Source organism: Mesorhizobium sp. M1322 (assembly GCF_040318085.1).
Classification (GTDB): Bacteria; Pseudomonadota; Alphaproteobacteria; order Rhizobiales; family Rhizobiaceae; genus Mesorhizobium.
Map to the genome: position 1 here is coordinate 12360 of NZ_JAMYLP010000006.1, position 22430 is coordinate 34789.

General features: G+C 59.8%; 19 protein-coding genes and 4 pseudogenes. 12 read left to right on the forward strand and 11 right to left on the reverse strand.

The window, feature by feature from the left end; all coding sequences use genetic code 11:
- Positions 1-44 precede the first annotated feature (44 nt).
- The 5 genes and pseudogenes from NKH12_RS03745 to NKH12_RS03765 all read right to left on the reverse strand — a co-directional run bounded on the left by NKH12_RS03745 (position 45) and on the right by NKH12_RS03765 (position 3837).
- Entirely contained in the window at positions 45-1067 is a 1023-nt protein-coding gene (locus NKH12_RS03745) for a transketolase family protein (protein ID WP_502895560.1), read from the reverse strand.
- Positions 1064-1903 carry a transketolase gene (locus NKH12_RS03750; RefSeq protein ID WP_352453734.1) on the reverse strand — a complete coding sequence of 280 codons (840 nt, stop codon included), beginning with the start codon at positions 1901-1903 and terminating at the stop codon, positions 1064-1066. Before NKH12_RS03750 ends, NKH12_RS03745 begins: the two co-directional genes overlap by 4 nt.
- A 19-nt stretch (positions 1904-1922) precedes the next feature.
- Entirely contained in the window at positions 1923-2675 is a 753-nt protein-coding gene (locus NKH12_RS03755; RefSeq protein ID WP_352884914.1) for an SDR family NAD(P)-dependent oxidoreductase, read from the reverse strand.
- Positions 2676-2710: 35 nt separating this feature from the next.
- Positions 2711-3479 (reverse strand): annotated as a pseudogene (locus NKH12_RS03760) (amidohydrolase family protein).
- Entirely contained in the window at positions 3370-3837 is a 468-nt protein-coding gene (locus tag NKH12_RS03765; protein WP_352951950.1) for an ATP-binding cassette domain-containing protein, read from the reverse strand. Before NKH12_RS03765 ends, NKH12_RS03760 begins: the two are co-directional and overlap by 110 nt.
- 122 nt (positions 3838-3959) lie before the next feature.
- On the opposite strand from NKH12_RS03765, the gene NKH12_RS03770 reads away from it, so the two are divergent.
- Positions 3960-4931 (forward strand): LysR substrate-binding domain-containing protein, encoded by a 972-nt coding sequence (locus NKH12_RS03770; protein WP_352457357.1) that lies wholly within the window; start codon positions 3960-3962, stop codon positions 4929-4931.
- A 202-nt stretch (positions 4932-5133) separates the two neighbouring features.
- Here NKH12_RS03770 and NKH12_RS03775 read toward each other — a convergent pair.
- Positions 5134-6115: pseudogene (locus NKH12_RS03775) on the reverse strand (IS5 family transposase).
- Between the two features lie 12 nt (positions 6116-6127).
- Here NKH12_RS03775 and NKH12_RS30540 point away from each other — a divergent pair.
- The 6 genes and pseudogenes from NKH12_RS30540 (at position 6128) to NKH12_RS03805 (ending at position 11745) form a co-directional block, all read left to right on the forward strand.
- Complete coding sequence (locus tag NKH12_RS30540; protein WP_502910753.1) at positions 6128-6697, forward strand: hypothetical protein; 570 nt, start codon at positions 6128-6130, stop codon at positions 6695-6697.
- A 231-nt stretch (positions 6698-6928) separates the two neighbouring features.
- Positions 6929-7486, forward strand: a pseudogene (locus NKH12_RS03785) (DUF1403 family protein); the annotation flags it as partial.
- A 5-nt stretch (positions 7487-7491) separates the two neighbouring features.
- Positions 7492-8177, forward strand: a pseudogene (gene scpB, locus NKH12_RS03790) (SMC-Scp complex subunit ScpB).
- Positions 8178-8681: 504 nt separating this feature from the next.
- The gene (locus tag NKH12_RS03795; protein WP_352884855.1) at positions 8682-8828 is read left to right on the forward strand and encodes a helix-turn-helix domain-containing protein; all 147 of its coding nucleotides are present in this window, start codon (positions 8682-8684) and stop codon (positions 8826-8828) included.
- Between the two features lie 985 nt (positions 8829-9813).
- Positions 9814-10956 (forward strand): hypothetical protein, encoded by a 1143-nt coding sequence (locus NKH12_RS03800; protein WP_352884856.1) that lies wholly within the window; start codon positions 9814-9816, stop codon positions 10954-10956.
- Between the two features lie 78 nt (positions 10957-11034).
- Positions 11035-11745 (forward strand): hypothetical protein, encoded by a 711-nt coding sequence (locus tag NKH12_RS03805; protein ID WP_352951951.1) that lies wholly within the window; start codon positions 11035-11037, stop codon positions 11743-11745.
- Positions 11746-11752: 7 nt separating this feature from the next.
- Here the strand turns inward: NKH12_RS03805 and NKH12_RS03810 are convergent, their stop codons facing one another.
- Complete coding sequence (locus tag NKH12_RS03810; protein ID WP_352951952.1) at positions 11753-12583, reverse strand: hypothetical protein; 831 nt, start codon at positions 12581-12583, stop codon at positions 11753-11755.
- 81 nt (positions 12584-12664) lie between these two features.
- Positions 12665-13042 carry a hypothetical protein gene (locus NKH12_RS03815; protein ID WP_352951953.1) on the reverse strand — a complete coding sequence of 126 codons (378 nt, stop codon included), beginning with the start codon at positions 13040-13042 and terminating at the stop codon, positions 12665-12667.
- Between the two features lie 133 nt (positions 13043-13175).
- On the opposite strand from NKH12_RS03815, the gene NKH12_RS03820 reads away from it, so the two are divergent.
- From NKH12_RS03820 to NKH12_RS03840, 5 genes are read left to right on the forward strand one after another with little or no spacing between them, the layout of a single operon-like run.
- Positions 13176-13472: a hypothetical protein gene (locus NKH12_RS03820; protein ID WP_352951954.1), complete on the forward strand. Its 297-nt coding sequence runs from the start codon at positions 13176-13178 to the stop codon at positions 13470-13472.
- Positions 13462-14052 (forward strand): type II toxin-antitoxin system VapC family toxin, encoded by a 591-nt coding sequence (locus NKH12_RS03825; RefSeq protein ID WP_352951955.1) that lies wholly within the window; start codon positions 13462-13464, stop codon positions 14050-14052. The genes NKH12_RS03820 and NKH12_RS03825 overlap by 11 nt, the downstream gene beginning before the upstream one ends.
- A complete protein-coding gene (locus NKH12_RS03830; protein WP_352951956.1) occupies positions 14049-15428 on the forward strand; it encodes a hypothetical protein in 1380 nt (459 codons plus the stop codon). The genes NKH12_RS03825 and NKH12_RS03830 overlap by 4 nt, the downstream gene beginning before the upstream one ends.
- A complete protein-coding gene (locus tag NKH12_RS03835; RefSeq protein WP_352508300.1) occupies positions 15418-17079 on the forward strand; it encodes an AAA family ATPase in 1662 nt (553 codons plus the stop codon). Before NKH12_RS03830 ends, NKH12_RS03835 begins: the two co-directional genes overlap by 11 nt.
- Positions 17080-17123: 44 nt before the next feature.
- Positions 17124-17927 (forward strand): HNH endonuclease, encoded by an 804-nt coding sequence (locus NKH12_RS03840; protein ID WP_352935546.1) that lies wholly within the window; start codon positions 17124-17126, stop codon positions 17925-17927.
- 622 nt (positions 17928-18549) lie between these two features.
- On the opposite strand, the gene NKH12_RS03845 is transcribed toward NKH12_RS03840, so the two are convergent.
- Genes NKH12_RS03845 through NKH12_RS03855 form a run of 3 tightly spaced genes read right to left on the reverse strand, consistent with a single transcriptional unit; the run spans position 18550 to position 22212 of the window.
- Positions 18550-21159, reverse strand: a complete 2610-nt coding sequence (locus NKH12_RS03845) for a DEAD/DEAH box helicase (RefSeq protein WP_352951957.1) — start codon at positions 21157-21159, stop codon at positions 18550-18552.
- Positions 21156-21791 (reverse strand): Hachiman antiphage defense system protein HamA, encoded by a 636-nt coding sequence (locus tag NKH12_RS03850; RefSeq protein ID WP_352951958.1) that lies wholly within the window; start codon positions 21789-21791, stop codon positions 21156-21158. Before NKH12_RS03850 ends, NKH12_RS03845 begins: the two co-directional genes overlap by 4 nt.
- 1 nt (position 21792) lies before the next feature.
- The gene (locus NKH12_RS03855) at positions 21793-22212 is read right to left on the reverse strand and encodes a Hachiman antiphage defense system protein HamA (RefSeq protein ID WP_352951959.1); all 420 of its coding nucleotides are present in this window, start codon (positions 22210-22212) and stop codon (positions 21793-21795) included.
- Positions 22213-22430: the final 218 nt, after the last annotated feature.

A 22430-nucleotide genomic window follows, 5' to 3' on the forward strand; every position in this document is an offset into this window, starting at 1 on the left:
CAAGGTCGATGACTCAACTGTTGTGTGGGGAGAGCTCTTACTTCTCATTCGCTCCAAATTCGGACGCGGCGCACGAGCTCGGAAGTTGAGATCCCGTAGCGATCGTGAAGCGTCGGCAGCGCGCCAGCGTCGAGGAACTCGTCGGGCAGGGCGATCTGGCGAAAGACTGGGGTCACTCTCTCGCGCATCAGCAGCGCGGCAACGCCTTCGCCAAGGCCACCAATGATGGTGTGGTTCTCCGCCGCCACCACCAGCCGTCCCGAACGGCGCGCGGCAGCGAGTATCGCCTCCGTATCCAGAGGTTTGATCGTCGGAACGTGCAGAACGGCGCAGCCGATCCTGTCGGCTTCAAGCGCCTTCGCGGCCTCCAGCGCGCGCATGGTCATCAGGCCGCTGGAAATGAACAATACGTCCGCGCCCTCGCGCAGCATTCGCGCCTTGCCGATTTCAAATGTATAGTCGTCTTCGTCGAGCACGACAGGAACCTTACCGCGCGAAAGCCGCATGTAGACCGGCCCGTTGTAGTCCGCGATCGCCTCCGTGGCCTGTTCGATGTCGAGCGCGTCGCAAGGGTCGATGATCGTCAGGTTCGGCATCCCGCGGAAGATCGCGATGTCCTCCGTCGCCTGGTGGCTGGGGCCGTAGCCGGTCGTCAGCCCCGGTAAGGCGCAGACGATCTTCACATTGAGTTTCTCCTCGGCGATCGCCATGCAGATGAAATCGTAGGCACGTCGCGATGCGAAGACGGCGTAGGTGGTGGCGAAAGGCGTAAAACCCTCCCGCGCCAAGCCGGCGGCGGCGCTCATCAGCACCTGCTCCGCCATGCCCATCTGATAGAAGCGGTCCGGATGCTCCTGTGCGAAAACATGGAGATCGGTGTATTTCGCGAGGTCCGCCGTCAGGCCAACTATCCCGGGCCGCTGGTGCGCCAGTCTGGCCAGTGTGTGCCCGAACGGCGCATTGCGTGTCGGTACGCCATCGGGCGCGATCGACGCGATCATCGCCGATGTGGTCTTGCGCTCACCGGCATTGGCGGCGTGGCGCGGCGCGAACTTTGACAACCTCAACGCGGACGTCCCTTTTCCAAAGCTTCGAGCGCTAACGTCCATTCGTGCGGTTCGACGCGGATGAAATGCGTGATGTCGCGGGTTTCCAGGAATGGCACACCCTTGGCCATGCGCGTATCGCAAACGATCACACGCGGACGAGGTTCCTTCAGGCCGCGCGCCATGTCGAAGGCCTTGCGGACCGCCTCGATGTCGTTGCCGTCGACGCGCTGCGCATGCCAGCCGAACGCCTCGAACTTGTCGGTCACCGGTTCGGAGGAGAGCATGGCCGTCGACGGACCATCGGCCTGCTGATTGTTGAAGTCGACAATGGCAATGAGATTGTCGAGCTTGTGGTGGGCGGCCGACATCGCGGCTTCCCAGGTCGAGCCCTCACCGAGCTCGCCGTCGGACAAAAGATTGTAGACGAAACTGTCGCTTCGCTTGCGCGTCAGCCCCATGCACATGCCAACGGCAATGCCAAGGCCGTGACCGAGCGAGCCGCCGGTGATCTCCATGCCGGGCGTGTATGGCGCCATGCCCGACATCGGCATACGGCTTTCATCGCTGCCATAGGTTTCGAGCTCTTCCTCCGGCAGCACGCCCGCTTCGATCAGAGCCGCGTAGAGCGCGATCGCATAGTGTCCGATCGACAGCAGGAAGCGGTCGCGTCCCTCCCACAACGTGTCCTCCGGCCGGTAACGAAGCGCATGGAAATAGGCGACGGCAAGCACGTCGGCGACACCCAGCGCCTGTCCGACATAACCTTGGCCCTGGACTTGACCCATCCGCACGGCGTGTCGGCGGATACGATAGGCTCGTTCGGCCAGGCTGACATTGCTGCCAGCGCGAGGCATCTCAAGCTCCGTTGTCCACTCAGCCATGGATTAGCATCCCACCGTTGACATCGATCACGGCGCCGGTGATGTAGCTGGCCAGATCGGAAGCCAGGAAGAGATAGGCGCCGGCTACGTCGCGCGCCTCGCCCAGCCGGCTGAGCGGGATTCCCTTGATGATGTCGGCGCGCATGGCGTTGGTCAGTTTGCCGCCGGTGATGTCGGTCTGGATCAGGCCCGGTGTGATGCAGTTGACGCGGATGCCTTCGGGACCGAATTCGCGCGCCATGGCCTTGGCAAGCCCCAGAACACCCGCCTTGGCAGCCGAATAGTGCGGGCCACCGAAGATGCCGCCGCCGCGCTGGGCCGAAACTGACGACATGCAGATGATCGAGCCGCCGCCATTTTCGCGCATGTGCGGGATGAATGCCTGGCTGAGATGGAGCACGCCGCGTAGGTTGACATCGAGGATGCGGTCCCAGTCAGCCGCGCTGATCTCCAGCGTCTTGACCGGCTGCGTGACGCCCGCATTGTTGCAGAGCACATCGATCCTGCCCAAGGTTTCTGTCACTTGCGCCGCCGCCCTCTTGCAGGCGTCGAGGTCCGCGACGTTGCACGCAAGGCCGATATGGTCGGGTCCAAGCGACGCAGCGGCATCACGCGCTTGCCCGTCATCGAGGTCGAGTATTGCAACGCGAGCCCCGTGCTGTACCATCAGCGCTGCCGTGGAGCGGCCAATTCCCCGGGGGCCCGCGGCCCCCGAAATCACCACGGCCTTGCCCTTCAGCAACAAGTCGAACTCTCCTGCTATTTCTGTTTGCCGGTGATCTAAAGTCGGTAGAACCGGGCGGCGTTGTCATGGAACAGCGCGAGCCGCTCCTCGTGCGGGTGGGCGATCGTAATTTCCTTGAAGGCGTTCAAAATGGCGTCGAAGCTCGAGAACAGCTTGTCGACGGGGAAGTTCGTCGCGAACATCGAGCGGCCGACGCCGAAGGCTGCGATCGCCTCCTCGATGCTCGGCGCCGTCGACCTGCATGCCGGTGTGATTGAGAATGATCTGCACGTCGGGAAAGTCGCGCGCCAGTTCGAGGAACTCGCTCATCTGCGGATAGTAGAGCTGCGGGTCGAAGCTCAGCCCGCGCTTCGCCAGCTCCCGGAAGCCGCGCCGCCATTCGGGCGTACGACTGACCTCCGGCCGCGCCAGATAGGTCTCGGCGGGGTCGGGATGATAATTCATCGGCTGCCGCATGCCGCGGAAGTTCGGATATTCCATGTGGCGGTCGAGGAGGTCGCCGACGTCGGGTTGGGACAGGTCGGCATAGCCGACGATGCCATGGGGAAAGCCTCGCTTATTGGCGATCTCCTGCAGCCAGCGCGTTTCCCCAACCGGATCGCCGGGATCGAGAAGCAGCACTTCGGCTCCGGTGGAAGGGCACGAGCGATCCGGACGATCTGGCCTTCGTGGAGGGACAATTTGCGTGCCGGCATTATCGATGATCGCTTCGCCGATCGCTGGGTCGATCAGCTGGAGCGCTCCGAGCGCAGTTTCGCGCGTGCGGCGACGGCTGATCTGCGACCAGCCCGACCTCGCATGCACAATGCCGATGTTTTCCGCGACCGGACAGCTCGGGCAACAGCGCCAGCTCCTGATGCACCACCGCGATGATCGGGCTGTTGTGGTCGGCCTCCGACGAGGCGAAGCCAATCTCGCCGGCTTCGCGTGAGGTCAGCCCTGTGACGATGCGGATGAGAGTGCTTTTGCCGGCGCCGTTGCCGCCCAGGAGCGCGTGGATTTCGTCGGCCCGGACCTGAAAACTCACACCCCGCAGGACACGGGTTGCGTCATAACTCTTCTCGATATTGGCAGCTTCGATCAGGGGCTTCCTGGTCAATACCTGTCCAACTCCCGGCACGTTGCCGGCGCTACCCAAGCTTTGGGTTGAACTCGGCTCCATCCTGTATCTCCTTCCGGGACCACTGTGCGACCGATTGACATTCGGCTCAATTTTCGTTTCTTAACATTCTGTGTAGCTGAGCTTAACTGACGAGGACGAGGTCAGACATCAAGTTCAATTCGATGACGCATTTCGAGGCAGTCGCGCGGCTCGGCGGCGTGGCAAAGGCCGCTCAGGAATTGCAGGTGACACCTTCGGCGGTTAGCCAGCAGCTGCGGCTGCTCGAACACCAACTCGGGGTGCGGCTTTTTCAGCGCGAAAAGCGCCATCTCTCGCTCACGATCGACGGTGAGCGGCTCTTCCAGACCACGACCCAGGCTTTCGAATCCATACGCGAGGTGCGTAATGCCATTGTGCGGCAGCGCGAAAGCTTCCAGCTTAGCCTGCGCGTCAGTCCTTCCTTCGGCGAGAAATGGCTGGCGCCGCGGTTGGCCGAGTTCAGCAAGGGCTATCCGAGCTGGAATTTGCGCGTCGACGCCACGCCCAATTTCTCGGATTTCGAAACGGAGGTCATCGATCTCGATCTTCGTTATGGCGACGGCGGCTGGGCCGGCCTTTATTCGGATTGCGTCGTCAACGATCTGATCCTGCCGATGTGCTCGCCTTCCTATCTTGCCGAACTGCGCGCGATCTCACCGGATCCGCGGGAGCAGCTTCGCCATGCGCGGTTGATCGACAGTGTGAAGGCCTATTTCCGGTGGGATTATTGGCTGCCGTGCAACGGTATCCAGGGCGCCCGCATGACGTATCCCTATCGTTTCGACCGTTCGTCAATGTCAGTTCAACTGGCGAAGGACGGTGCAGGTGTGGTCCTGGAAAGCACATCCATCGCATTCGAGGACCTGGTGTCGGGTTCTCTGGTTCCGGTCTCGATAGAGTTCGAGGTCATCGAGTTTCCGGGATACTGGCTGGTCTGTCCTTCGCGGCATATGAACCGGCGCGCGGTTCGCCTGTTTTCGGACTGGGTGTCACGCGTGGGTAAGCGCGACACCGATCTGGCTCGCCGGTTTCTGGCGGATAAGCAACTGCGCATATCGTTCGAACGACGGCCTCATTTCGGGGCACGGGATGACAAAGCGGCGCCAATGGCGTGAACAGTTCGGCGTTCAAGACATGGCAAGACGAAGATTGACAGCACGTTGCGGTTGAGGAGCTGGCAAAACCCAGGCTGTGTGCAAGCGAATGGGTTGGCCCCGCTTTTCATTTTCCGCGTAGCCTGTGCCTGTGGCTGCCCGCGCCACAAGGCATTGGTGCAAAATGTGGCATTAGGCACAATCAGCTCTTTGATGCCGCCTGCTATGTCGGCCTTGCCGGGCAGCGAACGGACTCCGGGCGTGCGCACGCCGTCATGCGGTTGAGAACGGCGCAGCCGATGGCGACCTCGGTCTGCTGAGCCGAAAAGGAGCGGGCTCGCAGGCGACGTCCGATCAGCCCCTTGTAGCGCCCGACGGCGGTCTCGATCAGGGCGCGCTTGCCATAGCCGGTGGACGCCTGCCAATTCAGCCTTCCATCATTGGCGATCGCCGTGATGTGACCGTCCCTTTGACCGGGTGGTCCGGTGTCATCACTCTCCACGGCCGTTGAACGTGGCGGGATGACTATCCTTGCGGGGACGCTGTGTTGCAGCACCGCGCAGTAGGTGGGACCGCCATCATATGCTCCGTCGGCCGTGAATTGGTCGATCTCTGCGTCGATCCGGTCGAGCAGCGGCTTCACCTGCGTGGGATCGTCGCCGTCCTGGTCGGTCAGACAATGGGCGATGATCTCGCCGCTGTCGGCATTGAGAACCAAATGCAGCTTGCGCCAGGTCCGGCGTGATCTGGCACCGTGCTTGTCTTCCAGCCATTGGCCGGCGCCGTAGACTTTCATCCGGTGCTATCGATCAGCACATGCAGCGGACCGTCCTCGGATGCCGCTGCCGCTTGGCCGATGGTTCCCATATCTGCGCCCGGCGGCTTAGCGTCGTGTGATCGGGAACCGGTAGATCAAGCCCCATCAGATCGAGCAGCGAGGTCGCCAATCCCTCGCTCTGGCGCAGACGAAGCCCGAAGACGCATCCCAGTGTCAAGACCGCCTCGATGGCGAGATCGGAATAGCGGGGCTGGCCGCCGCGGGTCGTTCTTCGCGGCGCATGCCACCTGGCCAAGGCTTCTTCTGTCAACCACAGCGTCAGACTGCCGCGCCGCCGAAGGCCCGCCTCGTATTCCGGCCAGTTTGTCACCTTGAATTTCATCTTCGCGACTCGGTGACGGCGGCTGGCATTGTGTTTGTAGGGTATCGGGCGAAGATCATGTCGTTGGCGATCTCGCCTGCCTATCGGCAAACCCTTGAAAAATGTTCCACGCACCAACGCCTCGACAAACACCTTTCTTCATACATTTCCCGAACGACCCCCAGCGCAAAGCCTCCCGATGAGAAAAGAGCATCCCATGTCTTTCACGCCATTGATTGCCCCGAGATCAAGGCCCGCTACCGGGATTTTCATCTGATCAGCATTGTGGTGCGGAACGCTGGAATCGACGTGCCGGATGCACAGGCGTTGAACGACACGATTGCGGCGGCGGAACAGGCGGCGCTTCGCGATGACGCCCAAAGGGACGCGCATCTTGCGGCGTGGGCCGTTGCCTACGAGGCTTTCGGCACAAAGGCCAATCGAACGCCGTGCTCGGCCGCCGCGCTTCTCAAGCGGGTGCGGAAAGATGGCTCTCTCCGCGGATTTCCCCACTGGTTGATGCCTACAATGCCGTCAGCGTGTTGTATGGCCTTCCGATTGGCGGGGAAGATCTCGATCTCTACCAGGGGTCCCGAGACTTTTAATTGCGAAGGGAGCGGAGCCATTCGACACGATCGAGCAAGGTGAAATGGTAACCGAGCATCCCGAACCGGGCGAAGTCATCTGGTGCGAGGTGTCACGTGCCGCCGCTGGAACTGGCGGCAGGGGCGGCGCACCATGGGTCACGGTCGATAGCCGCGCCATGTGGCTCGTGCTGGAAGCCCTCGGCCCAATGTCAGCTATACAGATGACGGGCACCGGAGAGCATTTGATGGGACTTATCCAAGCGTTGTGCCCGGGTGCGCGAATCGAAACCGCGCGGTCCGCGATCTGGCGGATGACCTTCGACAGCTTTCTGCCAGCATCGGAATTGTCGGCATGCTGACTGGCGCATTCATGGCCGCCAAACGACATGGCTTCGGACGCACCTTCGGATGCTGGCTCGCCGACGTCCTGCTGGCGCAGCGGTTGGGCTGGGCCCATGCGGTGCCGTTGCTGGGCGCGGAGGTGGCTTTGGGCTCAGGACCCGGCCGCTCCCGCCGCTCGACAATTGCCATTGCGGCGAGCACCGGGGATGAAGCCGATCGAGCGAAAGGACTGCTTGCCGCCCAGGCGCGCGCTGCGTTGCGCGCAATTGATCTTCACGCCGAACTCGGGCGCCGCGCGGACCGGCTGCTTGCCGTCGCCCCGAAACTCAGGGCCAAGGCGGCAGACGCCGTTGTCGGAAAGCTCCTGTCCGACGATGCGATCGTCGCGTCCGAAAAGATCGCCGGCATGAGTGATCGCGGCCTGCGCCGACTGTTCGACCGGCTGGTCGAACTCGGCGCCGTGCGTGAACTGTCCGGCCGCCCAACCTTCCGCATCTACGGACTGTGAAGACCATGGTGGAAGCGGCGCGCAGACGAGGGAAGGGCCGGTCAGATGACGGTCGATCAGGCGACCGCCTGTTTGATAAGGAACTGGATCACCTACCGCCGGAGGCGCGCTGGCGCGAATGGATGCACCGCGTCGAGGCGACCATTTTTGCGGCCAGCGAGCCGGTCAACCACGAAACGCTCGCCCGCATCGTCGGCAAAAGCTGCAGCATTGATCTCCTCATCGGCGACATCCGCGAAGAACTGCGCGGTCGGCCCTATGACCTCGTCGCCGTCGCCGGCGGCTGGAAGCATCTGACGCGGCCGGCCTATGCCGATGCCATCGCGCGGCAGACCTCACGCAGTCAGAGGTGCTCGTGCTGATGTGCATCGGCTACTTCCAGCCGATCACCCGCGCCGAGTTGTCTTCGTTCTTCGGCAAGGAGATCAGCCGCGATCTCATCGGTCATCTGCGCGGCGCGAAGCTGATTGCGTCCGGTCCGCGCAGCCCAACGCCCGGCGCGCCTTACACCTATGTCACGACCAAACAATTCCTACTGGAGTTCGGGCTCGACACACTGCGCGACCTGCCGGATTTCGAGGCGCTTGAGGATGCAGGACTGCTAAGCAAGGAAAAGCTGCTGGCTGGCGATATCATGCCAGGGTTTGCCGATGACCGCGATCCTGGCGCTAGCGCCGTAGGGGACAAATAGTCCCCGCGCCAAGACAGGAGGGGCCGCCGTCAATCCGTCAGGCTTGTGCAACTCCAACGTTGTGGTGTGGCTTTGACGTGGTTCGATCGGCGACCACGCGCAGATAGGCCCTCAGCACGTCGGCGGGAGTCGGCGAAGCGAGCAATTAATTCATCATGGCCGCTCGCTGCCAGGATCACTCGGCGCCGTTGCGAGTGTGGGTGCCGTCGGTCCCTGTGGACCTGCGATGCGATACTTCCCAAAAGGGCGTGGGCTAGACCTGTTCGGTCGTGAGTATCCACCAAGACCACATCGATGCGTTTTGTTCATCGACCACGATGCGAACCAGGTCTCCTGCGTCGCCACAGCGGGATCGGTCGATCCGGCTCGTCGATTTTTCCTCGATGCCATATCCGCGACAGCAGATAGCGGCTTGCGGAAGCTTGTCCGGCTTCAGCAAGCGCGTCTACAGATGGAACGAGAGCGTTGTCGCGGCGAGTCGTATCCGCGACTATGGTGTCGACGATGGCGAAGGTGACCCAACGTGGCGCGCTCAATCTTATTGCCGATTTGGGGGTGCGGGAGATGACCGGGAGAGGGCGGTATCGAGCATGGGCAATTATCTGGACTCTCCCTCGTTTGACGATAGACCGAGAAATACTCGCCGCGTAAAGTTGCATTCAGTGGGGGATAATAAATGCCATCGTTGAAGACAAATCTCGTCAAAAGAATTGATCGGCTTCCCAAGCCGACCAACGCTGCAGACGCCATGCAACCACTTTCGAAGCGGTCAGTAATTCGATTCACAGCACACAGGACCGGTTCAAGGAAAACGTCGCAACCAAAGGGAAAATCATTGTCACCCTCACCATGGCGCGCCGACAGGCGCCCGCAAAGATTGTGGTCGAAGACAATGGCATGGGGCTCGACGGCAGAAACTATGACGCTTTCACCACTACCGATACGGACAATAAGATTGCGCGCGGAGGCAAGGGCGTAGGGCGTCTATTGTGGCTGGATTGCTTTGACGCGATCAGCGTGTCCAGCACTTCGGTAGAAGATGGCGACCCGAAGCGCCGGAAGTTTCGCTTTGTCCTATCGCAATCCGACCAGATTCAAGACTACGAAGAGAGCAAACTCGACGCCACGGCACCGGACACCGGGGTAATGGTCGAGTTTGATGGGCTCCGTGACAATGGCTATCGTGCCAAATTCCCGGGTCGCCCAGCGTACGTCTTTCAGCATTTCACGTCGCATTTCTTGCCGACCTTCATCGGGTCGCGCTCGCCTCGCATCACGGTGCACTGCGGTGACGAAACCCGCCACTATCCGGATGAGATCAATTCGATCATCTATCGTCGGGAGACCATCGAGGACATTCCAACCGCTGACTATGGGCCGCTCACACTCACGTTGATGGAGTGCGATAAGGTTGCGAGCGCGGATCTGCAGAGGTCGCACTTCGTCCATTTCATAGCGCACGACCGAACGGTTCATTCCCAAAAGATCGACGGCAAGCTCGGCCTAAAGTACTTTGGGGTAAACGAGGACCGGGTCTTTCACGCTGTGCTCACCGGCAAATTCCTGGACGACAACGTCAATCAGGATCGCACGAAGTTCCAGTTCGAGGACGCGATCCTCGATCGCATCGTGAGCGATGTCTGCACACCACACATCGAGAAGGTCCTGGCAGAACCGCTGCAAGCACTGCGCCAGGATCAGCGAACCAGGGTCAAGGCAATTACCGAATCCCTACCCATCTGTTGCATTCGGCGACGTCGATGAACTGCAAGAAAAGCTCCCTTCGGGGGAGCTAAACGATGATGCGATCTTCGGACATCTGTCGCGTGAGCGCTATCGCCGGGATCAGCGCCAAGCGGAGAAAATTCGCGCGGTGCTGGAGCGATTGAAGGAGCCGTCCGTCGATGTCAATTCGTTTGCGAGCGCAATCGAGGCCGCCGGCAAGGCAATCGAAGAGGCGGAGCAGAAGAGTCTCACCGAGTACATCGTTCGCCGAAAGGTCGTGCTCGATTTCATCGAGATCCTGCTGGAGAAGGTCCGCGACGATACGCGTGACAGCAGCTATCAGCGCGAAGACATTTTGCACTCGTTCATCTGTCCTCTGCGGGTCAACACCCTAGCCGATGGCGCCAGAAAGGTAGTGCCGGCGGCGTCGCACGACCTCTGGATCATCGATGAGCGATTGACCTTCGCCCAGTATTTCAGCTCGGATGAGGAATTCCAGAATCTCTCTGATGCAGTCGCCAGCGACGAGCGGCCGGATGTTCTGATTTTCGATCACGTACACGGCCTGCGCCAGACCGAGGATCCCTCGCGCGTGCTGCTCGTTGAGTTCAAGCGCCCGGGACGAACCAGCTATGCCGCGGACGAGAACCCCCAGCATCAGGTCGAGCGCTATGTGCGCCGGCTGCTTGAAGGGGGGAAGCTTGACGTCAAGGGGCGCCCCATAAAGCTGAAGGAGGACACGGTTTTCTATTGCTTCATAGTTGCCGACATCGTGGGCAAAATGGACGACTGGACCTATTCGTGGGACCGCACTGCCGACGGGAGAGGGCGCTACTACCAGCCCCGTTCGGGTTTTAAAGGGTCGATCGAGCTCATCGGGTGGGACACACTCCTCAGTGACGCCAGAGAGCGGAATCAGGCATTCTTCGATCGCGCCGGCATTTCTGGAAAGAGCTTCTTTGTGGAAACGCAGGAAACATCCCATCAGCGTCTTCGGGCCGAGGACGAACACGCTGCAAACGCGATCTCACTAGCTGACGCGGCAACGGTTTGATCGTCGTCTCTCCACCGTGCTGCCAGATAGCTCGAGTCCGATGAACGCTGCGGGATTTTGTGTTTGAGGGGAGACAAGATGGGCTTGATGAATCTCAGTGACCGCGAGAAACAGGCTATTGGAGCCATCGACAGCGGGGCGCTTCACGACCTGGTTGACCAGGCCATCAGGTCAGAGCAACTCGGAAAACTCAGCAATCTACCGCTCTACAACTGCGGAGAATACGTGGCCACCAAGCTCCGATACTTCGATCAAGCGCTTGCGGCATACAGGATCGCGAAATCTGCGAAGAAGCGGGAAGAAATGCTACATTCTGCTCGTAAAGCCGGCAGTGATCTGACTTTTGCATTCGGTCAGATGAAGCAGCGCTTGGAGGTCGAGGAACGCGAAAGCCAGTTGTTCTTCATCGACGATCCGACGATTGCTCCGTTTCGTCTGACCCAGGACATGCAGGTTCGTGTCAGCTACAGGTGGCGCCGAACGATCGAGGATGAGTGGACTGCCGGTTCCATCATCTTCAAACACAAGGTCCAGCCCCGTTTCGACTATCGTGCGATCGCTCAGCCCAAGCCTAAGCGCAGCGCCAGGAAGCTTGCGGAGGACCGCGAGACCGACCTGCTACGCGAATGGGAGCACCTCGAGCAGCTGGCTCATTGGTCGGTGCGCGACTATTTTCGGGCGGGTCATGACGGGGCGGGTATCCCCGGTGAGTTTGAGGTCAGGCTCGGTGACGGTGACCACCTGAACAATTTCAGCGCTAATTTCTGGGGGCGCAAAGCCAACACTTGAAGCTTAGTCAGCTCTCCATGGCCTTTTCTGCCGCAAATTTGCCAGCTCTCCACGTGCTGTGGACGAGCCAGTCTTCGGCAAGAAAGAACTCTCCACCCAGCACCTCAGCCCCCTCGGTCACAAGGCGCCGCTTCATTGCATCCTCGCCTACGATCGCCGTCTTGGCGTTAGAATACGGTGCGGCATCTGGGACGGGATGAGGGTACTTTATCACCCACTTGAATTGCCCCTGTGGGTAGGCGCTTTGGATCTGGTCGCGACGGGCCGCAGGGCTGCGGGAGAAACCGACCTTAATGATGGCGCGGCCATCAACGTCGGCGGGTGAACGCCCGAGATAGGCCGATGTATCGCCGCTGAGCTCCAATATATAGAGATGCTTGGGGCCATCGGTTTCGCCAACCCAGTACGGTTCGGTCGCGGGTGGGATCGCGCGACTTGGCGACAAAGCGGACTCGAGCGTCTGGATTGTGCCGTTGACGCGGCTCCCCTGGCCATACACGGGCACCTCATAGACATCGAGTTGCATGAGATGCTCGGCTTCAACTGCGTCAACCTGGACACCACTAGATCCGATGTATTCGGCGTGCGCGCTCGCATACGCGGCTGGAAACAACTGCTCGACAGGTTTCCAATCCTCCTGGACGATCCGCCATGCGCGGGTTGCCTGCACGGCGAACAGCCATTTGCCTCTCGAGGCAGGGTCCATTTCCTTCTCGGCCCAGCGGTCGCCGGCGATGAACTGACTGGCATGGCCGGCGTTGTGGGAAACCTCGAGGAGGCCCACGACCTTGCCCCGCATCTCCTCGGGCCCCTTGCCCTTGGTGACGTAGATCGCCACCAATGCTTGGGACTGGATAATCTCAAATAGCGGTTGCGCTTGGCCTCGTCGGCAAAGCCGATGCAGCCCCAACTCGCGGGGTCAAACCCCCAAAAAGAGGTCAAGCCAAATATCACGGCCGCTCGGAAGTCTGTCGACGTCAGGAGCCAAGTCTGGAATCGATCGCCAGTCGAAGGCGAACACCTCACGTTGTGCGGCATCGATGTCGATATCGCCCAAGGCTCCGCGGATATACGCCATGGCGTCGGGCGCCGGATGCCTCTCGCCGCGCTTGACTAGAATCGTCGTGAGCGGCGGCAGTCCGCGATCATGCAAAGCGTGCAGGACGACCTCCAGATTCTTGCCCAGACCGCGACCTGTCGGATGGTTCCAACCGACGGCGTCTCCCACCTGCTGATATGTCGCACGCGTTTGCCGCACCGCTTTTTCCGCAAGGAAGCGTGCAATTTCGGCTTGCATAGAATCCATCGATCCCCCAATCGATCACTATGGTAAGTGTGCTTCAGGTGCCTACGTCCCGACGGCCAGCGGCTACTAAGCCTTGCCTATGCGTTCAACGCAATCTATATTCTGTTCAACACAGGAGGTTCTCATGGCCGCGCAAACACGGACCGCTTCAGAAAGCGAAGCAAAGGTCGCATCGACCCGCAACAAGCTCGTACTCGAGCAAGCGAAAGCCGCCGGACTGCTCGGCGCGGCGAAGAATACCCGCCTTTCGGGGCGAGTGCCTTTGGAGTTGATCGAGGCGGCCAAGAAGCGCGCTCATGTCACCTCGGACACGGAGCTGTTGGAACTGGCGCTGTCGCGCCTGGCTCTCGAAGATGACTTTGGCGCCCGCTTGGTCGGACGCAAGGGCAGTATCCCGGCGGACATAGATCTTGGGGTTTGATCTTTCCGAGACCCTCCGATCACTCAAGCCGCAAAAGTACACCGGAACGCTGGAGCGTAGGGCCGACGATGATCTCCCATGGGTCGCAAACGAACCCGCGATCGGGGGACCGGTGTTTCTGGATACGAGCGTCTATCTGGATGTCCTGCAAGGACGAGCACCGGTTGAAGTCGATACGCTGCTTACCTATCGCCGATGCCACCATTCCGCGGTCTGCCTTTCTGAGCTGACCCACGCCTTTGGCCGGCTCGACCCAAAGCATGCCTCCACAAAAGCTGTCCTCGAGACAATCAAAGCCACGGTGGAGGACATTCCGGACCACCGTCTTCATGCCCCGGATGCAGCGATGTGGGGACAGGCCGGTGTGTTGGCTGGCTTGCTCTTCCGGCTGAGCAATCTGCCCAAGGGGGAGGGGCACGAGCGCCGCTTCGTAAATGACGCCCTCGTATTCCTTCAGGCGCGTCAGTTGGGGGCGGGCGTGCTGACCGGCAACATCCGCGATTTTGATTTCCTCACCCAGATTCTGCCGACCGGACGGATCATTCTCTATCGAGCTCCGCCGGGACCGCAGACATCATGAACGTCACGGTCGGCCCTGCTGTCGATATTCTTCACGAACTGGAACAACTGGGTCGGGCGCCGGCGACTGACGTTAATCACCTGCAGAACACGCCGGCGTTTCTGCGTTTTGCGGAGTTATGTCAAACTCGATACCCCCAGATTAGATCTGGCTCCATGCTGCGATTTTCGCTTGCCTCAGCATTGCGGCAGCTCGGCTTGGCCTGTCTCGTCGGTGGCCAGGGTTCTGGGTTGGCAGCGGGTGCGGCCGAAATATCGGATGGCCTCGACAAAGCCATCCGGAGCACGGCATCGAGGCGACTGCACCTGTGCCCGCTCGATCTGGCATCGCGCCTTCCGACGATCTCCTTCGGTCCAAATCAGGTGCGGTGCTTTTCGGCGACGGAGCTTGAGGAGCTTTTCGACGTTTTGCGTCTTCATCGGGCGAACCAGAACTGGTCGTTCGATAGCAAACGCTTCTCCGAGTTCAATTGGCTCGTCGTCGACGAGAAGGTTTCCCACGACGACATGGGTCCCGACGGGAGAACACTGCCCGGCCTGTTCGTGAATCTTAGCCAGGATTTTGGACGAATCGAACCGCACAAAACTAGCCTCCCTTCATCTGTCGAAGCTGCGCTTTTTGGACTCCTCACAATCCCCTGGGAGCAGATCGCTGAATACAAGGACATGGAATGGCGTGGTTTTAGAGTTCCTTGGGTCTACACCGTCGACTCTGACGTGTTTGCTCGTCGGGTTCCGCCACCTTCTCCAGACAGCCTGAGCTGGGAGCCTGCATGGCAGTTCGATGTCAATGGCGACGAGCATGAATATGAAGCGCCGGTCGCCTATCCGCTAAATGATGACAGCGACAGCGCAATTACCTGGCTGACCGACGACGCGTGGAGTGACATTGTAGCGGCGCGCCGGACGACGTTGTTCGACCGTCCTGTTGCGCACTTCTTTGTCCGTGGATTTCAATCAGAAGCCATCGACGAGTTTCTTGCCCATATTTCAACGATCGAGGCGGCGCTCGGCTTGCCTTTGGACCATGACCCACGCGCCCGAAAAAAGATCGAAGGAAAGAATCCCGGCGCGACGCGCCGGGCCACGCTTCGCATTTCCGGACTGCTCAACGATGGTTCGTTTGGGAACGCCTATTCCAAGCTTTTCGGGCTTAGGAGCGATTTCCTACACGGGAGGCCGATGGCGGACATATCCGGGAACGATAGACGAAGTGCCAGAGAACTCGCTCGCAAGGTGGTGTGCGGGCTTATTGGCGCCGTATCGTCGGATCCGATGGTGAACCGCGAACAACTCCTTGATGGCTTCCTGGATAGGGGGAGCCAGCTAAGCCAGCACGGCGGACCGCCCGCAAGTGAGGCTGCCCATGGCCATTAGCGTCTTGCCCCCGAGCCGCCAGGGCGTGCAGAGTTTTGCAACAAAGTTCGCGCTGCAGCAGGACAGATGGAACGATTTTTCCTTCATGACGCTGTATCACCTCTACTATCAGGTCGAGGGAAGCCCTCCTACTTTGATCGGGCCGGTCAAGATTCTACGGCGAGGCCAAACCACGCAAGACGGCATCCTGATCACCGAACCATTCGACCGGCTTCCGCCTGACTTCGGCTCTGTTGGCAGCTCACTCGACTATTACCAGCGGCTCAATGAGATTGCTGGGGAGGACCGAGATGAGATTCTGGGCTCGTTGAACGACGTCGTTGCCAACTCGCAACTAGAGCCGCTATTCAGCCAGGAGGAAGGCTGGCGAATATCTCTGTTCCGCGACAATCCGGAACCCGAGGGCTTCCTTTCCGATGCTAGACAGATTCACTCTCGCAATGCCAGCGAGGTTCCAGACCTCCATCTGTCGTTCACATTCCATCCGGCCGGATGGGCGGCGCCGATCCAGCTCTATTTCGATGCGCCGAGCCCACTGTTTTATTTCGGCCCGACACGCGAACTTGGCCCCAGCAAGCGCAAGGTCTTGCTCCCACGGCGAGTGATGGTGCTGATTGGACGCAACGGATCGGGCAAGAGCACCTTCCTATCGCGCATCGCACGGGTCGCGTTTGCGTCGCCATCGGACAGAACGTGGCCTCAGTTGACCGCCGTCGGCGTGTTCGATCCACCGTCAATTGGCTTCATGCGCATTATCGCGGTTTCGTACAGCGCGTTCGAGAACTTCTCCGTGCCCGGGTTGTATGAGACTGAGCTCGAGCAGATCGCATCGGACATGGAGAGGGGAGGCGGTCGCTACGTCTACGCCGGCCTTCGCGACGTCGTTGCCGAAGTGCGAGAGCAATTGTCATCCGCACGGGCCAAGCCGACGGACGTGGATGAAAGAACTGTCCTGGACATCGAGGATCGACGATCGAGTACGAAACTGAAGTCGCTCGAGCAGCTCGCTGACGAGTTTGTTCGCCTAATCGGGCAGATCGCGGAGCATGGAGATGATGCGCTGTTCGATGCTGCTCTTGCGCTGGTGCTCGCCGACGCCTCGTTTGCCGATGTTGCCGGGACGGATCGACAGGCTCTGCTTGGTGCCAATCCCCGTTCAAGCTTTCTCGGATGGAGCACAGGCCACAAAATCACGATGCATGCGATCGCCTCGCTGGTGGCACATACGACGAGAAAATCCCTCGTGCTCTTCGACGAGCCTGAGACACACCTTCATCCCCCGCTCATTGCAGCGGTCATGCACGCCTTGAGATTGGTACTGGAAGAAAAGAACGCGTTCGCAATCGTGGCAACGCATTCACCGGTGATCCTCCAGGAGACGTTGGCACTGCACGTGAGGGTCATAAGGCGGATCGGATCGGAATTTGAGGTCTTTATCCCGCCACGAGAGACATTCGGCGAGAACGTGGGAACCTTAACCCACGATACCTTCGGTCTGACTTCTGCCGCGACAGACTTTCATGGGATTCTTGATCTACTCATTCAGGCACACAATACAATCGAGGACGTGAACCAGCATTTTCGGCCGGGCCTTAGCGGGCAGGCGCTCGCATACGTGCTTGCGGGCCTCGCCCGGAAGGCTCGCCAGTGAGAACCCTGCCATGTCCTTCTCGCGAGGAGGCGCAAGCCTACCTCGTGCGCGCTATCGAGACCTACGTTCACGCCGGTATTGCGAAAGGCTATGCTGCGACCCAAGCTGAGATCGACAGCGTGATTGCCATCTACGACGCTTATGACGCGGGTTTGGGGGGCCCCGCGGAAATCCTAAAGGGCGGCGCGCTTCTTCAGCAGTTTCGCGACGCGATCTATAGCGGGTATGACTTCACCCAAGCGGGTGGCAAGTTAGCGTCGGTTCGAGCGTCGCTAATGGCAGGAATTGAGCTGTGCCCGATATGTGGAATTGCACCGCCGCGCCAACTGGATCACCATCTTCCGCGGTCAGATTACCATCCGTTGGCTGTTTATCCTCGCAATTTGGTGCCCCTTTGCCAAGAGTGTAATCAGTCGAAGAGCAAATCGGCTGCCCTAGAGCCTGCCCAGCAGTTCTTTCACCCCTATTTCGAAGCGGTTCCGGATACGTCATTCTTGCGAGCCGGCGTCACAATTGAAGGGGGCGGCCTGGTTGCTACGTTTGACATTGATCCAGCCGCTCCAATCGAAGCGCTAGTTAGCTCGCGCCTCTCATTTGTCTTGCAGCGCCTGAAACTCAACGAACGCTATGCGCGGGAGATCAATATCTATCTGACCAGTCAGGCGACCGCAGTTAGAATCCTGTTTGATAGTGCTGGCGCTGAGGGTGTCCGCAGCTATCTTCTTGCACAGGCAGATGTGGAGAGCCGAGAGTTTCACCTCAATCACTGGCGGCCCGTTCTGCTCCGAGCACTTGCAGCCCATGTCGGGTTCTGCGGTGGGGAATTTGCAGAGGTATTGCCAGCTTGATCCAAACAGTTCCCTTTTCGATCATGTCCGGCTTCCCGCGACGGCTGACCAGATCAGTTAGCTCACGTGCCACCCGGCGATCGGAGATCGAGCGAACACTTCGGCTTCTGACGGCCGCAACGGCGAGGTCGGAGCGTGGCGCTTCTCTACCGTCCGACTGGAACGACTTGGTGGTGTAAGATCAACGGGCGCAGTTCACCTCTCCTGTGATAGGTCTCTCGGCAATTGCTGTCATACGGCCGATTGGAAGATTGCTTCATCTCGCCCGGCGCATCCATGTCTAGGTCCGCGAGACGCGTTCCGATTGCAGCCGTGATCGCAGCGAATGCCGAAGCGAAGTTGCCATCAAATACGTATCCGAGCATACCGCCATGCTTGACGCGCTTGCCATACTGGCCCGTATGAATCGCATCATTCCCCGGGTGACTGCCAACCTTAAGCCTTAAGCCACACCTTCCCTCATAGGCACAGGAGCCGCCCCGGCACTTCTTGACGGGTGGCCCAGACAGGCCCCGGTGGCGGTAAGCGTCGAATTCCGATACGCCCGTTTCTGGCCTCTGCAATGAGACCGCCAGGCAAGTTGGATGAGGGGCTGACAAGGCCTTTGGCCAAATAAGGCTGCCTAAGCGAAATTCTCCAATTCTATCAGCCCCAAGCTGAGCATCTCGTCGACGATCACCGAACTGATTTGGAGTTGAGTCACGTCTAGTTTGCGCAACCAGTCCCGCGCGTGCTGGACGCTCAAATCGGAGTTTGGGAAATGAGGCTCAAGCGCAGCGGCAGCGATCCGCGAAAGTCCAAGTTCCATGAAAGACCAACCAGACCTCGTACATACACCGAGCTCAAGCGCCAGTGAGAAGTCAAAGATTTCTCTGATCCGCGCTTCGAATCCGCAGTGCCGCAATGCCAAGGCCAGGACATCAATGTAGGCTTTTCCGAGTTGCACATACCGGAAGCGGATGACGTCCTCAATGAGGTCGAACTCCTTACGGATCACATCATTGATGTCGATCGGTTTCGGCCGACGTTTGCGTGACTTCGCATTCGATGCAATTTCATCCTCATAGGCCTTGATCTTTTTCGCAAGGGTTCGCTCTTCGCGCCGGATAGCGTCGGCAAGAAGAACGGGGTAGGGCGTGCCCTGCATCCATTTGACCGCGACGCCGGCGACCAATGCGGGGAACCTGCTGGCGGACAGATTCACCAGCCTCTGTGCACGCATGAAAATCGACTCATACGCTTTACGCGCCGGTAGATAGTCGTGCGGGTTGACCGGGATCAATCCGTCGATTTCGCCGGCTACGATCTTGCTGACCAATTCATTGAACAGGCGTTTCAACCCGAAAGGATCTACGGTCCAGTTTGTGGACAGCAGCGTCGCGGGCAGGCCGATCCCATCGCTCGCAGCTTGGGCCGCGACGACTAGGGCGTCGCGATCTTTTGCCGCGAACGAGGACAGGGATCGTGACGCAAAAAGAGCCACGTCGCCTCTGGCGGCTCTTGCTATGAGCAGGCCCGCAGCGGCGCGAACCTTCCCCGCCACCTCATCGCCAGGTACCATCCTTGGCAGTTCGCCGGCCAGAGCTTGTAGTATGGCGGATCCATGGTCGGCGGCGGCCTTTCCGAATGCAGGTTCGATCCGGTAGCCGACGAAGCTGTTCATCGGCTTATCCGGCCACTCGTCGTAGTCAACGAGAAAAACATTTCCAACGATGTCGGCCTTCATCCGACCTGCGCGTCCCGCAAAATTCCATAGAGCTGCCGGATCCAGCCGCGAGTTAGTCCCCCGCGTAGGCGTGTCGATGAAAACGTTGCGGGCGGGAAGGTTTACGCCTTGAAAAAGGGTCGTGGTACAAGCAAGGAATTTCAGCGCGCCGGACTTGAAGGCACTCTCAATAGACTCCCGCAGCAGCGTGGGCATCTTACCGTAGTGAAAGGCTACGCCACGCCGGACCAAGGCGGCGAGAGCATATCGGGGATGGATGTGCTTTTCAATGAACTGCGCCAAATCTTCGAGCACCTTATCGCCGCTATCTCGGCAATCTTGGTGTAGCTGTAGTGCGACTGTTTCGGCGTCCTTGGGTCCCGTCGCATACACCAGAGAACCGCCTGTGCGTCCGAGCTCCAGCGCGACCGCTGCGAGACGGCTGGCGGGGTGGTCAAACCCTCGATGGCTCTGAACCACGCCTAACGATGTCGAGCCAAGAGCGGTTAGGAGTCGCAGACTGAGGGTCCTCGGCTCGGCCGCCCGGCTCACGAGGATGCGGTTCTGTATGACGGACGGCAGAAGCGAAACAGATGCTTTCAGTCCCTTCAGGCCGATGGAATCGGCGACGGTTTCGAAACCTTCCGCACCCGGCGCCAACAGGACCAGACGAGTGTCAGCCCGTCGGGCAATTGCCTGTTCGAGGCATTCCTGCAGGATCATTCCCCGGGCGCCGTCCGAAAAATTCTGCGCCTCATCGACGATCACCAAGTCGAAATCTATAGTTGAGACCGCCAGCAGAACTTGCAATCTTTCCTGGGTCAGAACGAATATTTGACGCTCGGGGGCCGCAGGGTCGATCGTTGGCACCGTCGAAACGCGAATGCCGACTTCATCGTTTAGCCGGCGCTGGATCGAGGCATAGACTTCCGAGAGAAGCGCACGTGTGGGCGCGACATAGACCGCCCGGAAGATGGCGGACCGTTCTGCGGTCCTGCAAAGGTGCTCGATGACTAGAAAGGACTTACCGGCCGATGTCGGCGCGGAAATAGCCAGCGCCGTATCCTGGCCAAGCCGATCCCCAGCACGTTTCTGGAAATCGGTAAGGGCAATTCGCTCGCTGCCGACGTCGATGCCATTTACCTCGCGTGAGATCGCCGCCCGTAGGGCCTGCCGAATTGTGGCGACTGGCTCATGCCGGGCTTCCGCGTACGTTAGGGCGGGGAAATTGCCTAGATCGGTCAAAAGGCGAAGGCTGGCGTCCACTGGAATGTCGTCGCGACCGATAAGAAGGGCGCCCAACGAGATCGCCTGGGCAAGCGCCCGCAGGGTCTCGTCGTCGGTCTGGGCGAACACCCCGGCGCAGTACATCAGGCGTAGTACATCCTGCCGATCCATCCCGCCACGGCGCGACTCTATCGTGTGGGGAAGTGTGGCAAAGGCGGCTTCCGCCTGAAGACGGTCGAAGTCGGATCGGAAGGCCTGGTGGGTCTCAAGCCGACGGGAAAGGTCCAGGGCGAAGGTCATGCGTCGGTGCTCTCGACCGGCGCGACGACGTCGAGATCCTCCGCCGACCCGGGTGCGTTCTCCTCCTCATCTTCAGACGCGGCTGGAATATCTTCGTGAGGAGGCTCCACTCCCATCGCCCGGTAAAAGGCTTTGCGAAGCACATTGACGTCCGGAACCGCCACAAGGAACAAAAGGGTCTTCGCGGTGTCAGCTCCTGACGCCTTGATATGCTTATTCGCCGCGCTGCGATGCCGTTTGTGATCTGTTCGGTAGAGGCCCGCGAAATGCTCCTCGTGCGCGTCCACGGGACCATCGGAGACGGGCAATTTGGCATTGAACCGGCGTTCGGAATAGCAGATCACTCCGACAGAACGTTCGCGTCTCGGTAGATCGGGTTTGCCGACGATGTCGAAGAAATCGAGCGCCGCTTCTCGGGCCGCGCCCTCCAGAGAGTCCAAATGCCCAAGGTCCGATACTAATTCATATTCGCGAAGGTACTGTTTCCGGTTGGCGAGAAATCCCGCGGCGGATTTGGCATAGTCCTTAAGGCCGGCGTTGGCGCTCCCGGCGAGCTTCGATTCCAGGAAAAAGATTGTCAGGGCGTCGCCTTCAAAAGTTGCGTGGATCCCGTCTAGGCCGTGGACCGGCATATTAGCGGAGGTTTTTAAGCGCCATCTTTGCCGCGACCTGTGCCGCTGAAAGATGATGCTGAACGACGCAATAGGCGAGCACCTCGCCCAGTTCGCTAGCGCGCGACGGGCTGGTGGCGTTGAAGGTGATGAAGACGTCCCGCACGGCCTGATGCACCCGGGCGATCAATGTGAAATCCTTCTCGATCGCCGCCGTGTACTCGAGCCGCCGCTTTCGCGGCAGGGCATAGTACATGCACTGGCCCCACAGAAACTCCGCAAGGGCATCGATCTGCGGTTCGTCTTCGTTGAAACGCACATGAAGTAGTGCAGTCCGTGGCCCGTCGCCCTCGCATGGCGCGTCGTGCGCGACGGCGCAGGCGACATGCGCGCCTAACTTCGATGGATTGAGGAGGCTAGAGATCGCCTTTTGGATGTTCATGCCGGTGTTGCTGTCCAGGAAATAACTTGCACGCAGTGATTCGGATTACAGAATTCTAAAGGAGCGCAACAATTATCGCACTTCTATTCGCGATATGCTTCCGACCTGAGGCCTGTATTCGCAGGAAATGCGAGCCCCAAACGGAGTTTAGACTGCTTCGGGGAGGGCCCGACTCGAAAAACCGTGCTAGATGAAAGAAGTTCGAAGTCGTCCAGTTT